The following is a 15,483-nucleotide window of genomic DNA, read 5'->3' on the forward strand; positions in this document are numbered from 1 at the left end:
CACCGACTTCCCGACCAGATAATGAAATTCCTGTTCGATCTGTTCCCGATCATCCTGTTCTTCGTCGCCTTCAAGATCTGGGGCATTTTCACGGCGACGGCAGTGGCGATCGTCGCCACGCTGGTGCAGATCGCGTGGGTGGCGTTCCGCCACCGCAAGGTCGACCCGATGCTGTGGGTGAGCCTGGGTGTCGTCGTGGTATTCGGCGGCGCGACGCTCGTGCTGCACAACGACACCTTCATCAAATGGAAACCGACCGTGCTGTACTGGGCGTTTTCGGTCGCGCTGATCGTGTCGCAACTCGGCTTCAACAAGAACCTGATCGAAGCGATGATGGGCAAGCAGATCACGCTGCCGCACGCGATCTGGGGCAAGCTGAACCTGATCTGGGCGGTGTTTTTCGTGCTGCTCGGCCTGTTGAACCTGTTCGTCGCGTATCACTACACGACCGATCAGTGGGTCAATTTCAAGCTGTTCGGCGCGACCGGGTGCCTGCTCGTGTTCATCGTCGGACAGAGCCTGTGGCTGTCGAAATACATGAAAGAGGAATGACATGAGCGATCTGTTCATGCACGCCACCACCGCCGAGCGCGCCGCGCTGATCGAGACGCGCCTCGCGGCCGCGCTCGCGCCCGTCGAGTCGATCCAGATCACCGACGACAGCGCGCAGCACGCGGGCCATGCCGGCGCCTCCGCCGGCGGCCATTTCAGCGTCACGATCGTGGCCGTCGCATTCGCCGGCAAGCCCCGCGTGGCGCGGCATCGCATGGTGTATGATGCGCTGGCCGATGCCATGCAGCGCGGCATTCATGCCCTTGCCATCACGGCGTATACGCCCGAAGAATTTGCTTTGTTGCCCCGCTAGGAACCTTTCGATGACCTTGAAGAAAACCCGCCTCTGGGTATTGCTGGCTGCGTTCGCGGCCGCACCTGCATTCGCACAGAACATCGCCGTCGTGAACGGTACGCCGATTCCGAAGTCGCGCGCCGATGCGTTGATCCAGCAACTGGTTCACCAGGGCCAGCAGGACACGCCGCAGCTGCAGCAGGCCGTGCGCGAAGAGCTGGTGAATCGCGAAATCCTGATGCAGGAAGCCATCCGTCGCGGGCTGCCGAACCAGCCGGACGTCAAGGCGCAAATCGCCGTCGCAACGCAAACCGTGGTGCTGCGCGCGCTGATCGAAGACTTCGTGAAGAACAACCAGCCGACCGACGCGGAAATCAACGCGCGCTACAACGCGCTCGTCAAGGATGCGGGCGGCAAGGAATATCACCTGCACCATATCCTCGTCGACAACGAGCAGCAGGCGAAGGACCTGATCGCGAAGATCAAGGCCGGCGCAAGCTTCGAAGATCTCGCGAAGCAGTACTCGAAGGACCCGGGATCGGGCAAGAACGGCGGCGACCTCGACTGGTCGGATCCGAAGGCCTACGTGCCTGAATTCGCCGATGCGGCCACGCATCTGCAGAAAGGCCAGATGACCGACACGCCGGTGCATACGCAATTCGGCTGGCACATCATCCGTGTCGACGACGTCCGCGCCATCACGCCGCCGCCGCTCGAGCAGGTGCGCGCGCAGATCGTGCAGCAGATCCAGCAGGAAAAGCTGCAGGCGTTCGAAGAGAATCTGCGCAAGAACGCGAAGATTCAGTAAGCGTTAGCGGGCGGATTGTCTTCGGATAGTCCGCCTCGCGTTGAAGAACGCCCGAATGCAAAAAGCCGCCCGTGTGGGCGGCTTTTTTGTTGTTGCGAGGTTTGCTCCGCGGCAGCGTACTGACACCGCGAGGAAACCGAGGCCGCCGCACGCAGGCGACAGCCTCTCGACTCATCAACCGAGCCAGCGGCGCGCGTTCTGGAACACGCGCATCCACGGGCTCGCGTCCGTGCCGATCTCGCCCCAGCCTTGCGGATGCCAGCTCATCTGCACCGCGCGATGCACGCGCTCCGTATGCGGCATCAGCACCGTGAAGCGGCCGTCGGCCGTCGTGACCGACGTGATGCCCTCGGGCGAACCGTTCGGGTTGAACGGATACTGCTCGGTCGCCTGACCACGGTGATCGACGTAGCGCATCGCCACCGCCACCTTCGACTTGTCACCCTGCTGCGAGAAGTCCGCAAAACCTTCGCCGTGCGCGACCGCGACCGGAATGCGCGAGCCTTCCATGCCGGCGAAGAAGATCGACGGCGATGCCTGCACCTCGACGAGCGAGAAGCGCGCCTCGAACTTCTCCGACTTGTTGCGCGTGAACTTCGGCCACGCTTCGGCGCCGGGGATCATCGACGCGAGGCTGCTCATCATCTGGCAGCCGTTGCAGATGCCGAGCGCGAACGTATCTTCACGCCCGAAGAACGCGGCGAACATATCGGCCAGTTGAGCGTTGAAGCGGATCGTCTTCGCCCAGCCCTCGCCGGCACCCAGCGTGTCGCCGTACGAGAAGCCGCCGCAGGCCACCGCGCCCGCGAAATCGGCGAGATTCGCGCGACCCTCGAGCAGGTCGCTCATGTGCACGTCGTGCGCGTCGAAGCCGGCGCGATCGAATGCATAGGCCGTCTCCAGATGCGAGTTCACGCCCTGCTCGCGCAGGATCGCGACGCGCGGACGCGCGCCCTTGCCGACGAACGGTGCAGCGATGTCCTCCGCCGGATCGAAGCTCAGCACCGGCGTGATGCCCGGATCGGCCGCGTCGAGCAGCGCGTCGTATTCGGCGTCGGCGCACGCGGGGTTGTCGCGCAGACGCGCGATGCGCCAGCTCACCTCGCTCCACGTGCGATGCAGCTCGGCACGCGGCGCTTCGTAGACCTTTTTCGCGTCGCGATAGATCTCGATCGTGTCGCGCTCATTGGTCTTGCCGATCACGTGCGAGCACGCCGACAGACCGTGCTCGCGCAGCGCGGCGAGCACCGCGTCGCGATCGGCCGCGCGCACCTGCACGACGGCGCCGAGCTCTTCGTTGAAGAGCGCGCGCAGCGTGCGGTCTTCGCGGCGGCCGCTGGTCTGCTTCGCCCAGTCCTTCGCGTCGCCGTAATCGGATTCGTGGTGTGCGTCGAGCACGAGCATGTCGACGTTCAGCGACACACCCGCGTGACCCGCGAACGCCATTTCGCAGACCGTCGCCCACAGGCCGCCGTCCGAGCGGTCGTGGTACGCGAGCAGCTTGCCGTCGCTATTGAGCGCCTGGATCGCGTTGAAGAAGCGTTTCAGATCTTCCGGATCGTCGACGTCCGGCACCGTGTCGCCGACCTGCTGCGTGACCTGCGCGAGGATGCTGCCGCCCAGACGGTGCTTGCCGCGGCCGAGATCGATCGCGATCAGCACCGACTCGCCGACATCGCTCACGCGCTGCAGTTGCGGCGTCAGATGGCGACGCACGTCTTCGACCGGCGCGAACGCGGAGATGATCAGCGACACCGGCGCGACCACTTCCTTCGCGACGCCGTTCTCTTCCCAGCGCGTGCGCATCGACAGCGAATCCTTGCCGACCGGAATGCCGATACCGAGCGCCGGGCACAGTTCCATGCCGATCGCCTTCACGGTGTCGTAGAGCGCCGCGTCTTCGCCCGGCGCGCCGCACGCGGCCATCCAGTTGGCCGACAGCTTCAGCTTGTCGAGCGACGCGATCGGCGCCGCCGCGATGTTGGTGATCGCCTCGCCGACCGCCATGCGGCCCGAGGCCGGCGCATTGATGACGGCGAGCGGCGTGCGCTCGGACATCGTCATCGCTTCGCCGGTAAAGCCCGCGTAATCCATCGTCGTAATCGCGACGTCGGCCACCGGCACCTGCCACGGACCGACCATTTGGTCGCGCGCGGTCGTACCGCCGACCGAGCGGTCGCCGATCGTGATCAGGAACGACTTGCTCGCGACCGTCGGATGACGCAGCACGCGCTGCGCGACGTCCTCCAGCGCGAGGCCGGTCACGTCGACCGGTTCGAGCTTGCGCTCGACGCGCTTCACGTCCCGGTGCATGCGCGGCGCCTTGCCGAGCAGCACTTCCATCGGCATATCGACCGGCTGGTGCGCGGCTTCGTTCTGCTCGGAGTCGATCAGCTTCAGCTGACGCTCGGCGGTGGCCGTGCCGATCACGGCGAACGGGCAGCGCTCGCGCTTGCACATCGCTTCGAACGCCGGCAGATCGGCCGGCGCGATTGCGAGCACGTAGCGCTCCTGCGCTTCGTTCGACCAGATTTCGCGCGGCGACAGGCCGCTTTCTTCGAGCTGGATCTTGCGCAGGTCGAACAGTGCGCCCTTGCCCGCGCCGTCCACCACTTCGGGGAACGCGTTCGACAGACCGCCCGCGCCGACGTCGTGAATGCTGAGGATCGGGTTCTTGTCGCCGAGCTGCCAGCACGCGTTGATCACTTCCTGCGCGCGCCGCTCGATTTCCGGGTTGCCGCGCTGCACCGAGTCGAAGTCGAGTTCAGCGGTGTTGGTGCCGGTCGCCATCGAACTCGCGGCGCCGCCGCCCATGCCGATGCGCATGCCCGGGCCGCCGATCTGGATCAGCAGCGAGCCCTCCGGCAGATCGTGCTTGTGGGTGTGCTGATCGGAGATATTGCCGATGCCGCCCGCGATCATGATCGGCTTGTGATAGCCGCGCACGACGCCTGAGACGTTCTGCTCGTAGGCACGGAAGTAGCCGCCCAGGTTCGGCCGGCCGAATTCGTTGTTGAACGCGGCGCCGCCGAGCGGGCCGTCGATCATGATCTGCAGCGGCGACGCGATGCGGTCCGGGCGGCCGTACGCGCCGTGCTGGTCGGCCGGATTGCGTTGCGCGAGCGGCTGCGCGGTGTCGCGCGCGTTTTCCCACGTCTCGACGCCGTCCGGCAGTTCGAGGTTCGACACCGTGAAGCCCGCGAGACCCGCCTTCGGACGCGCGCCGCGGCCGGTCGCGCCTTCGTCGCGGATTTCGCCGCCCGCGCCGGTCGCGGCGCCCGGGAACGGTGAGATCGCGGTCGGGTGATTGTGCGTTTCGACCTTCATCAGCGTGTGCGTGAGCTCGACGCCGCGCCGATAGTGTTCGGGCAGTTCGTTGGCGCCGAGCTCGGCCGGGGTGCGCGGGAACCAGCGCTCGGCCATGCCGCCGACCATGATCGCCGAGTTGTCCGAATACGCGACGATCGTGCCCTGCGGGTTCAGCTTCTCGGTATTGCGGATCATGTTGAACAGCGAGATGTCCTGCTTCTCGCCGTCGATCGTCCAGTCCGCGTTGAAGATCTTGTGGCGGCAGTGCTCGCTGTTGGCCTGCGCGAACATCATCAGCTCGACGTCGGTCGGATTGCGGCCGAGCTTCGTGAACGCGTCGACCAGGTAGTCGATCTCGTCGTCGGCGAGCGCGAGGCCGAGTTCCGTGTTGGCGGCTTCGAGCGCGGCACGGCCGCTCGCGAGCACGTCGACGGTTTGCAGCGGCTTGGCCGGCAGTTCGTCGAACAGATGCAGCGCATGGTCGCGCGACGGCGCGACGCTCTCGGTCATGCGGTCGTGCAGTGCGGCGGCGACGGCCGCGCGCGCTTCGTCGGACAGCGACTTCTTGCCGCCGAGCAGGCCGCTCTTGAGCGTGACCGAGTACTCGACGCCGCGCTCGATGCGGCGCACCTGCGTGAGACCGCAATGATGCGCGATGTCGGTTGCCTTGCTGGCCCACGGCGACACGGTGCCGAAGCGCGGCACGACGAGGAAGGTCTCGACCGCGCCACGTTCCTTGCCTTCTTCGAACGGATCGCCGTAGTGCATCAGCGCCTCGATCTTCGCGCTGTCTTCAGCGGACAGTTCGGTCTGGGCATTGACGAAGTGCAGATACTGCCCGCGCACCCCGGTGATGTTCGGGTCGATGCGCGTGAGCGTGTCGAGCAGGCGGGTTTGACGGAAATCGGAAAGGGCCGAAGCGCCGGGGAAACACGAGAAGTGGGCCATGGGACTTGACGTTGCGTCGCTGATCGATGCCGGAGAGCCGCGCATGCAGGCGACGTGAGGCGGAAAGGAAGTCCGAGATTATACCCCGGGAACGGGCTTCCAGCGGGCTGCGGGGTGCGCGGGCGGCGGCCTGCTCCCGCCCGCGCGAGAGGTCGCCGAGGCGCCCGTCACGTCGCCGCGCGGGTGTTTTGACTGCTATCATTCGCGTTTCACCAGATCGGCGCACGTGGCCCGGGTTTGAACCGGCAGCGCGCCGCATGTCACAGCCAACGGGAATGCGCGCGAGCCGCCCGTCGGCACATCGAATCAGAGCATGGATGTCATCGTCATTGGCGGCGGGATAGCGGGCGTCGCCACCGCTTATCACCTGCGCGCGGCCGGCCACCGGGTATGCGTCGTCGAGCGACACGCGACGGTCGCGCAAGGCGCTACCTACGGACAAGGCGGCACCGTGCTGCCGACGCCACTCGACGTGTGGTTCGGCCCGACCTTCATGGCGAGCCGCTACAACGCGAAAAATGGCGTGATCAGCAAGACCGGCTTCAACGGCGCCGCGCGGCAGTTCATCAGGCAGATCGCAGAGTGGCAGCAACCCGAGGCGTTCACGCGCCAGTACGCGCTGTTGCGGCCGCTGATCGAATCCTCGCGCGAGGCGATGGCCGACGTCGAAGCCCGCTTCGGCCTCGAATTCGAACAGGCGAGCGGCCTGCTGTACCTCGTGCGCAGCGCGCACGAATGGGAGCTGAGCGCGGCCGCGCTCGACCTGCTGCGCCGCTTCGAGGTCCCGCATCACGTGATGACCCCGGCCGAATGCGCGGCGTTCGAGCATGCGGTCCCGACCGATCCCGAATTCGCCGGTGGCGTGCTGTTCGAGCACGAGCGCACCGCGAACTGTCCGCTTTTCACCAAGCTCGTCAAACAGGTGCTCGATGCGCAGGGCGGCGTGCAGTTCATGCAGAACTGCGAGGTGACCGGCATCCGGCTCGAGAACCAGCGCGCGGCGGTCGAACTGGCGCCGCGCGACGGCGCGCCCCGCTCGCGCGACATCGACGTGGTCCAGGCCGACGCGGTCGTGGTCGCGGCCGGTTACGGCAGCCTCGCGCTGCTCGAGCGCGCGGGGCTCAGGCTGCCGCTGCATCCGCTGCGGCTGCATTCGCTGGTCGCGCCGATCGCGCACGAGGAATGCGCGCCGCACGTCGCGATCGTCGATGCGGTCAAGCGTATCGGCATCAGCCGCATGAACCATCGGCTGCGGATCGCGGGTGGCGCGGTGCTGCAAAGCGCCAGCCAGATCGACAAGCCGCTCGGCGAAGCACTGACCAAGGAGGCGCTCGCGCTGCTCGGCCAGGCGACGCATGACTGGATTCCGGGCGCCGCGCGCATTTCGGCGGCGCTGCCGTGGGAAGGCGTGAAACTGCTGTCGCCGGACGGCTTGCCGGTGATCGGCAACGCGCTGCATCCGCGCCTCTTCGTCAATGTCGGGCACGGCCCCGCCGGCTGGGGCCTCGCCTGCGGCGCGGGCAAGCTGGTTGCCGATCTGCTGTCGGGACAGACGCCGACGTTGCCGCATGACACGCTCGCGGCATTGCGGCCGGAGCGGTTCCAGTAAGGTTTCGCGCTCTGCGCACGAGTATGGCGGGCGCTCAGCCCGCTATCGACACCCCCGCGTCGATCGCACCACTGCCCCCGCATGCACCGAAACAGCCGCACGCCGCGCGCCTATCGGCACTAACATAGCGATTCCCAAGTCTGCCCGCCGTGCCGTGGGCGCACCGCCAGGTTTCGCCATGACAGACGCAGAAAACTCGCTGCCCATCCTTTTCGATCCGCTGACTACCCCACTCAGCGACTCGCAGCCGCGCGCGCTGCCGCTGCTGACGCTGACCGACTTGCGGATCGCCGAATCCCACGCCGCCGCGGCCTTGCCCGAGCACACGCTGATGGCGCGCGCCGGTCACGCCGCCGCGCGCTGGCTGCTCGAACGGATCGCAGCGGATCCGTCGGTGACGAAATCGCAGCAGCGCGCATGGCTGATCGCCGGGCCCGGCAACAATGGCGGCGATGCGCTGGTGGTCGCGACGGAACTGCACAAGGCCGGCATCGCCGTCGAGGTCTGCATGCCGGTCGAAGTGAAGCCCGCCGACGCGCGCTGGGCACTCGACACCGCGCGCGCCGCCGGCGTGCCGATCAGCGCGGCGCCGCCCGCCTCGCTCGACGGCCATCACTGGCTCGTCGACGGCATGTTCGGGATCGGCCTCACGCGGCCGCTCGACGGCGTGTTCGCGACGCTCGCGCGGCAACTGTCGCAGCGCACGAAGACGCGCCCGACACAAGGCGCGGTGCTCGCGCTCGATGTCCCCAGCGGGCTCGACAGCGACACCGGCGCGGTGATCGGCGGCAACGGCGCGGCGGCAGTCCATGCGACACACACGATCACGTTTATCGGCGCGAAGCCGGGACTTTTCACCGCGCAGGGCCGCGATCTCGCCGGCCGGGTGACGGTCGCACCGATCGGGCTCGCCGCAGGGATCAACCGCGGCGCCAGCCAGGACGCCGCCACCGGCGCCCCTCGCGCGCCGATCCAGCTCAGCGCCCCCGAGCTCTTCGGCCCGTTCCTGCCCGCGCGCGATTTCGCGACCAACAAGGGCACCTTCGGCAGCCTCGCGGTGGTCGGCGGCGACACCGGCATGTGCGGCGCGCCGATTCTCGCGGCGCGCGCGGCGCTCTACTCGGGCGCGGGCAAGGTCCACGTCGCGCTGCTCGGCGAAGGCGCCCCGCCTTACGATCCGCCGCACCCCGAGCTGATGCTGCATCCGCTCGACACGCTGCCGCTCGATTCGATGGACGCGCTCGCGATCGGCTGCGGTATGGGGCACGGCGAACGCGCGACGCGCGTACTGCACGACGTGCTGCGTCTCGACGTGCCCAAGCTGTTCGACGCCGACGCGCTGAACCTGATCGCCAAAGATCCCGCGCTCGCCGCCGAGGTGACCGCGCGCGGCGTGCAAGGCGATCCGTGCATCCTAACTCCGCATCCGCTCGAAGCGGCGCGTCTGCTGGGGAGCGATGCGGCGAGCGTGCAGCGCGACCGTCTCGCGGCCGCGCGAGCGCTCGCTGCGCGTTTTGCGAGCGTGGTCGTGCTGAAGGGCGTCGGCACGATCGTCGCCGCGCCCGATGGCCGCCTCGCACTGAACCCGACCGGCAACGCCGCGCTCGCGACGGGCGGCACCGGCGACGTGCTCGGCGGCATCATCGGCGCGCTGCTCGCGCAGCACCTGCCTCGCTTCGAGGCGGCGCTCGCGGGCGTCTATCTGCACGGCCTCGCCGCCGATACGCTGAGCGCGCAGGGCCACGGCCCCGCGGGTCTGACGGCCGGCGAGCTGGCACCGATGGTGCGTACCTTGCTTAACCGGCTGTTCTATTCGGCGACGCCCGCGTGACGCGCGCGATCGGTCCGACTGCCCGCCGCGCGACGCGCCGCTTCACACCGATGACACGTCCCCATCCCGATCGTTGCGGGCGCGCGCAACGCCCTGCTGCCCGTCGCGCATCCCCGCTATACTGACTGCCTGCGCCGCGCGTCGGATCGATCGCGGGTCGCGGCGATACTCCAGCGGGCGCATGCGCCGCCCCGCGTTTTCGCGAAGTTCATCCGCTTCGCGAAGTATCGCCGGCACCCTCTCCCGAACCGGGCCGCGTGGCATCGCTCTGACTGCATCGCCGCATCATTCTCGGCCGCGCTTCATGCGCGCGCCTCCCTTCGTGCCCCTTGGTTAGACGGACGCTATGACCCAGAACTCGCTCCCCTCCTGGTCCTCGCTGCAGACGCATTACGACACGATTCGCGATGCGCATCTGCGCGACTGGTTCGCCCCCGAGAACGACCCCGCTCCCACGCGCGCCGAACGTTTCACGTTCGCGGGCGGCGGTCTCGCAGCCGATTTCTCGAAACACCGCATCACCGACGAAACCCTGAAGCTGCTCGTGCAACTCGCGCGCGAAGCCGGCGTCGAAAAGCGCCGCGACGCGATGTTCGCGGGCGAGGTCGTCAACCCGACCGAAGGCCGCGCCGCGCTGCACACGGCATTGCGCGCAACCGACCCGAACGCGCCGTTCTTCGCCGAGGTGCAGGCCGAGCGCAAGAAAATGGCCGCGTTCGCCGAGCACGTTCGCAGCGGCGCATGGACCGGCTACACCGGCAAGCGCATTCGTCATGTCGTGAACATCGGCATCGGCGGCTCGGATCTCGGCCCGAAGATGGTCGTGCACGCGCTGCATCATCTCGCGTCGCCCGAGATCTCGACGCACTTCGTGTCGAACGTCGACGGCGCCGATCTCTACAACGTGATGCAGCAGATCGACCCCGAAGAGACGCTCGCGATCATCGTGTCGAAGACCTTCACGACGCTGGAAACGATGACCAATGCGCGTTCGCTGCGCGACTTCTTCATCCAGAAAGGCTGCCCGGAAAGCGCGCTCGCGAAGCACTTCGTCGGCGTGTCGGCGAATACCGCCGAAGTCGTCAAGTTCGGCATCGCGAAAGAGAACGTGTTCTCGATGTGGGACTGGGTCGGCGGCCGCTACTCGCTGTGGTCGGCCTGCGGTCTGTCGATCATGCTCGCGGTCGGCCCGCAGCAGTTCGACGAACTGCTCGCCGGCGCCAACGAGATGGATCAGCATTTCCGCACCGCGCCGCTCGACAAGAATCTGCCGGTGCTGCTCGGCATGATCGGCATCTGGTATCGCAACTTCTTCGGCTCGCAAAGCTACCTGGTCGCGCCGTATTCGCAGGCGCTGCATTTCCTGCCGTCGTATCTGCAGCAGCTCGAAATGGAGAGCAACGGCAAGTCGGCGCGGCTCGACGGCGCGTTCGTCGACTATGCGACTTCCGCGGTCACGTGGGGCGAACCGGGCACGAACGGTCAGCACGCCTTCTTCCAGATGCTGCATCAGGGTCCGACGATCGTGCCGATCGATTTCATTGCAGTGATGACACCCGAGCATCCGCTCGCGAGCCATCATCCGAAGCTGCTCGCAAACTGCTTCGCGCAGAGCGAAGCGCTGATGCTCGGTCGCACGTTGGAGGAAGCGAAGAAGGTAGCCGGTCCGGACAAGCCGGAACTCGCGCCGCACCTGACGTTCCCCGGCAACCGGCCGACCGCGACCCTGTTGCTCGACGCGTTGACCGCGCGCACGCTCGGCGCGCTGATCGCGCTGTACGAGCATAAGGTGCTGGTGCAGGCGTCGGTGTGGGACATCAACCCGTTCGATCAGTGGGGCGTCGAGCTCGGCAAGATCCTCGGCAAGGTGGTCGAGGCCGATCTGGGCGCGGCGAGCGCCGACGTGAAGAAGCATGACTCGTCGACCTCGGCGTTGATCGCGCGGGCGCGTGCTGCGTTGAAGGGCTGAATGGAAGCTGGAAGTGCGCTGTAGCGCGCGATGATGCGCAATAAGCAAAGCGGGCTCCGGCCCGCTTTGTTTTTGCTCCTATGACGACATGCCTGTCGAAGCGCGAGCGCAAGCCTCGCTCCGCCAGTTCATCAAGCAAGCCGCCCCGCGTCGATCGTCACCGTCGTATCGCAGCGGCGCGCGAGTTCGATGTCGTGCGTGACGAGCACGAGCGTCGCGCCATGCGCGCGATTCATCTCGAACATCAGATCGATGACTGCATGGCCGGTGGCCGCATCGAGACTGCCGGTGGGTTCGTCGGCGAACAGGATCTTCGGGCGGGTGACGAACGCGCGCGCGAGCGCCACGCGCTGCTGCTCGCCGCCCGACAGCAGCTTCGGATAGTGACCGGTGCGCTTTCCGAGCCCGACCTGCTCGAGCAGTTCACGCGCGCGCGCGGCGGCCTCGCGTGTGCCGATGCCGCCTTGCAATTCGAGCGGCAACGTGACGTTTTCGAGCGCGGTCAGATGCGGCATCAATTGAAACGACTGGAATACGAAGCCGACCGAGCCGCTGCGCAACGCAGCGCGCCCATCCTCGTCGAGTTCGCCGAGTTCCCGGCCGAGCAGCCGAACCGAGCCCGCGCTCGCGCTGTCCAATCCCGCGAGCAAGCCGAGCAGCGTAGACTTGCCCGAGCCGGATGCGCCGACGATCGCCACGCTGCTGCCGGCATCGATGGCAAGATCGATGTCGTCGAGAATCGTCAGTTCGCCCGTCGCATCCTTAACCCTCTTGCACAAACCCCGCACTTCAATGACTGGATCAGTTCTGTTTGGCATGGTGAAGCGTAGGTTGAAAGTGCGCGCCATCGCCCCTCGCGCCGCGGCGCTGACTGCGGCATTCGGCGCCACGATGATGGCCGCTGCGCTGGTTTCGTTACCGTTGCCGGCTCACGCGGCGAATGCGCCCGAACCCGCGAAGCCGGTGATCGTCGTGCTCGGCGACAGCATCTCCGCCGAGTACGGCCTGCCCCGCGATACGGGCTGGGTCGCGTTGATGCGTCAGCGTCTGGCCGAAGAGCGCATCGATTATAGCGTCGCCAATGCGAGCATCAGCGGCGACACGACGAGCGGCGGACGCGCGCGTCTGCCCGCGCTGATGGCACGGCTCAAGCCCAGCATCGTGATCGTCGAACTGGGCGCCAACGACGCGTTGCGCGGCGTGCCGCTCTCGACGACCGAGGACAACCTGCGCACGATCATCGAACAGGCGCAGCAAGGCCACGCGAAGGTCGTGCTCGTCGGCATGTACGTGCCGCCCAATTACGGCCCCGACTATACGCGAAAGTTCCACGGCCTCTACGGCCAGTTGTCGAAGGAATTCCATCTGCCGCTCGTGCCGTTCCTGCTCGCCGGCATCGCGGATAAACCCGAGATGTTCCAGGCCGATCAGATCCACCCGACGCAGCAGGCACAGCCGCTGCTACTCAACAACGTGTGGCCCGCTGTCCAGCCACTCCTTCGCACAAGTTCGCCGCACTGAAAGCCTGCTAACGAATTGTTTCCGGAACTAAGGGGAACACGGTTCGCCAAGCCGTTCGACACATGGGCAATGCCGTGCCACCCGGCTCATTCTTGAGCGACTTCTGAGGAGATAACGTTGAAATTTCTACCGTTAATCGCTTTGACCGTTGCCATCTCGGCCTGCGCGGCTCAGCCGCCAGCCGGTGTTCAGTCGGTCGGTCAAAGCCAGCAGCCGCCTCGCGCCGTCGCCACCTGCATTGCACAGAAGTGGGCGGATAGCTCGCAACAACAGGTGGTCTCGCAAAATATCCTCGCCAACGATCAGGCAATGGACGTCTACGTCCCGGGCCAGCAGCCGCCCAGCGGCGCGGCCGCGGTGGTCCGTCCGTCATATACCGGCAAGGGCACGTGGGTCGGCTTCCGCGCCGGCGGCGCTGGCGGCGGCAGCAACGCCACCGGGGCGATCAGCGGCTGCCTGTGAAGCGCTCGCCCCTGCCGTAGATAAAAAAGCCCCGCATTCGCGGGGCTTTCTTTTTGGGCCGGCAGGTGATGCTTACTGGCGCTTACTGATCTGCCGTCTGGGCGGCGCTGTCGAGCGTACCGTAGAACTGCACTTTCGAGCGCTCGCGCAGCGCCTTCAGATAGGCTTCGGCCTGCGACTGCGCGTCCACCTGCGCAATCTGCTGCTGCGCGACCGCGAGATGCTGCGCGTCCGCGGCCGCGGGCGGCACGATCTGATTCACGCGATAGATCGCATAGCCGTCGTCGCCGAGATCGACGCCGACGTAGGCCGGCAACTTTTGCGCATCGACCTTGTAGATTGCGCTCAGTGCGGCAGGCGGCACGCCTTGCGCGTCGTTGCGCGACACTTTCAGCGGCGATGAGAAACCAGCGGTCGCCTTCGACTTCTCGAAGTCGGCCAGCTTCGCGATGCCATCCTTGTGCGCCGCTTCGTTCGACTGTTCGGCGATCACCTTCTGACGCACCGCGTCCTTCACCGTGTCGAATGCGGGCACGGCGGCGGGCTTGTAGTCGGTGACGCGCGCGGCGATCAGCGTGTTGTTGCCGACGTCGATGGCCTGCGTATTGTTGTGTGCCGATACCGAGTCGTTCGCGAATACGGCCGCGAGGAACTTCGGGTTGTTCAGCGGGCTGTCGGGCGGCAGCTTCGCATCCGGCTGCGGCGTGACCGTCGCGGTCTGGATCTGCAACTTGAACTTGTCCGCGGCCGGCTGCAGGCTCTTGGCCTTTTCATACACGAGGGACGTGAAGCCTTCCGAGCTGTCGGTGAACGCCTTGCTCGCCAGTTGCGTCTTCAGGTCCTTCGTGATCTGGTCTTTCACTTCGTCGAACGACTTCGTGACCGTCGGCTTCACATCCGTGACCTTGATGATGTGGAAACCGAAGTCGGTCTGCACGATGCCGCTGACTTCGTCCTTCTTCAGCGCGAACACCGCGTCGTCGAACGCCGGGCCACCTGCGATCATGCCGCGGCCGAAGTAACCGAGATCGCCGCCCTTTGATGCCGAACCCGGGTCCTGCGAATTCTGCTGCGCGATCTGGGCGAACTGGTCCGGATGCGCCTTGAGCTGCGCGAGCAACTCCTCGGCCTTCTGCTTCGCCTTGGCCTTGTCGGCCGCGCTCGCGTCCTTCGGTGCCGCGATCAGGATGTGGCTCGCGCGCACTTCGCCTTCGGTGCGGAAGTGCGCGATGTTGTCGTCGTAGTACTTCTTCAGGTCCGCGTCGCTCGGCTGCACCGATGCGCTCATCGCGGCCGGCGACATCACCAGGTACTGGATCGTCGCGGTAGCGGGCGTCGCGAAGTCGTTGCGATGCGCGTCGTAAAACGCTTGCAGTTGCGCGTCGGTCGGCTGGATCTTCGCCGCGTAGTCGTGCGGGTGGAACGCGATGCCCTGCACTTCACGCTGCTGCTGGGCGAGCTCGGTCAGGTGCTGCGCGAGTGTCTTCGACGTGAACGCGCTCGCTTCGATGCTCGCGGGCAGTTGTTGCATCGCGAGGTTGTAGCGCATGCGCTCGTCGTACTGATCGGGCGTCATGCCTTGCATCGCGAGCAGTTGCTTGTAGCGCTCGAGGTCGATCGAACCGTCGGGATTCTTCAGCGACGAGATCACCGGATCGGACAGCAGCGCACGGCGCACCGCGTCGTCCGATGCGGTCAGATGCAGACGCTGCGTTTCGTCGGCGAGCACACGCTGCTCGATCATGCCGTCGAGCATCTGGCGACGGCGCTCCGGCGTGTCGAACGACTTCATGTCGAACTGCGCGCCGAGCATCTGACGACCGCGGTCGATCTGCTGACGCATCGCGTCGTCGTATTCGACGCGGGTGATCTTGTGACCGTTGACACTCGCGACGTTTGCACTTTCGTCAAAGAAGCCGCGGAAGCCCTGAATACCCACGAAACCCAACCCCGGCAAAATGACGAGGATGAGCATGAACATCATCAGGCGTTGGTGATTGCGGAAAAAATCGAGCATGCGTGAGGGGTGCCAAAAACAGAACGCCCGATCTTACAACAGCGGGCAACAAAAAAGGCGAACCGGAGTTCGCCTTTCGTGGATACTGGCGGAGTGGACGGGACTCGAACCCGCGACCCCCGGCGTGACAGGCCGGTATTCTAACCGACTGAACTACCACTC

At 66.2% G+C, this 15,483-nt stretch carries 11 protein-coding genes; 8 read left to right on the forward strand and 3 right to left on the reverse strand.

Features of this window, described 5'->3' with window-relative positions; translation table 11 throughout:
• Nucleotides 1-21: 21 nt before the first annotated feature.
• The 3 genes from EVC45_RS34395 to EVC45_RS34405 are packed head-to-tail and all read left to right on the forward strand — an operon-like array spanning nucleotide 22 to nucleotide 1,655.
• On the forward strand, nucleotides 22-552 hold the full coding sequence (locus EVC45_RS34395; protein WP_085481354.1) for a septation protein A: 531 nt from the start codon (nucleotides 22-24) through the stop codon (nucleotides 550-552).
• A gap of 1 nt (nucleotide 553) precedes the next feature.
• The gene (locus EVC45_RS34400; RefSeq protein ID WP_129962609.1) at nucleotides 554-865 is read left to right on the forward strand and encodes a BolA family transcriptional regulator; all 312 of its coding nucleotides are present in this window, start codon (nucleotides 554-556) and stop codon (nucleotides 863-865) included.
• Between the two features lie 10 nt (nucleotides 866-875).
• Nucleotides 876-1,655 carry a peptidylprolyl isomerase gene (locus EVC45_RS34405; RefSeq protein WP_129962610.1) on the forward strand — a complete coding sequence of 260 codons (780 nt, stop codon included), beginning with the start codon at nucleotides 876-878 and terminating at the stop codon, nucleotides 1,653-1,655.
• A gap of 174 nt (nucleotides 1,656-1,829) precedes the next feature.
• Here the strand turns inward: EVC45_RS34405 and purL are convergent, their stop codons facing one another.
• Nucleotides 1,830-5,912 (reverse strand): phosphoribosylformylglycinamidine synthase, encoded by a 4,083-nt coding sequence (gene purL, locus EVC45_RS34410; protein WP_129962611.1) that lies wholly within the window; start codon nucleotides 5,910-5,912, stop codon nucleotides 1,830-1,832.
• Nucleotides 5,913-6,225: 313 nt separating this feature from the next.
• Between purL and EVC45_RS34415 the strand changes: the two genes are divergently transcribed.
• From EVC45_RS34415 to pgi, 3 genes are all read left to right on the forward strand, one after another.
• Entirely contained in the window at nucleotides 6,226-7,521 is a 1,296-nt protein-coding gene (locus EVC45_RS34415) for an FAD-dependent oxidoreductase (RefSeq protein ID WP_129962612.1), read from the forward strand.
• 178 nt (nucleotides 7,522-7,699) lie between these two features.
• Entirely contained in the window at nucleotides 7,700-9,352 is a 1,653-nt protein-coding gene (locus EVC45_RS34420; protein WP_129962613.1) for an NAD(P)H-hydrate dehydratase, read from the forward strand.
• Nucleotides 9,353-9,698: 346 nt separating this feature from the next.
• On the forward strand, nucleotides 9,699-11,321 hold the full coding sequence (pgi, locus tag EVC45_RS34425; protein ID WP_129962614.1) for a glucose-6-phosphate isomerase: 1,623 nt from the start codon (nucleotides 9,699-9,701) through the stop codon (nucleotides 11,319-11,321).
• Between the two features lie 131 nt (nucleotides 11,322-11,452).
• Here the strand turns inward: pgi and EVC45_RS34430 are convergent, their stop codons facing one another.
• The gene (locus tag EVC45_RS34430) at nucleotides 11,453-12,139 is read right to left on the reverse strand and encodes an ABC transporter ATP-binding protein (protein WP_129962615.1); all 687 of its coding nucleotides are present in this window, start codon (nucleotides 12,137-12,139) and stop codon (nucleotides 11,453-11,455) included.
• Between EVC45_RS34430 and EVC45_RS34435 the strand changes: the two genes are divergently transcribed.
• Both EVC45_RS34435 and EVC45_RS34440 read left to right on the forward strand, forming a co-directional pair.
• Nucleotides 12,138-12,842: an arylesterase gene (locus tag EVC45_RS34435; RefSeq protein WP_129962616.1), complete on the forward strand. Its 705-nt coding sequence runs from the start codon at nucleotides 12,138-12,140 to the stop codon at nucleotides 12,840-12,842. The two genes, EVC45_RS34430 and EVC45_RS34435, sit on opposite strands and share 2 nt — an antisense overlap.
• Nucleotides 12,843-12,959: 117 nt before the next feature.
• Complete coding sequence (locus EVC45_RS34440) at nucleotides 12,960-13,304, forward strand: hypothetical protein (protein WP_129962617.1); 345 nt, start codon at nucleotides 12,960-12,962, stop codon at nucleotides 13,302-13,304.
• 82 nt (nucleotides 13,305-13,386) lie between these two features.
• Here EVC45_RS34440 and EVC45_RS34445 read toward each other — a convergent pair whose 3' ends face one another.
• Complete coding sequence (locus tag EVC45_RS34445; protein WP_129962618.1) at nucleotides 13,387-15,321, reverse strand: SurA N-terminal domain-containing protein; 1,935 nt, start codon at nucleotides 15,319-15,321, stop codon at nucleotides 13,387-13,389.
• Nucleotides 15,322-15,483: the final 162 nt, after the last annotated feature.

The organism is Paraburkholderia sp. UYCP14C (genome assembly GCF_004197395.1).
GTDB lineage: Bacteria > Pseudomonadota > Gammaproteobacteria > Burkholderiales > Burkholderiaceae > Paraburkholderia.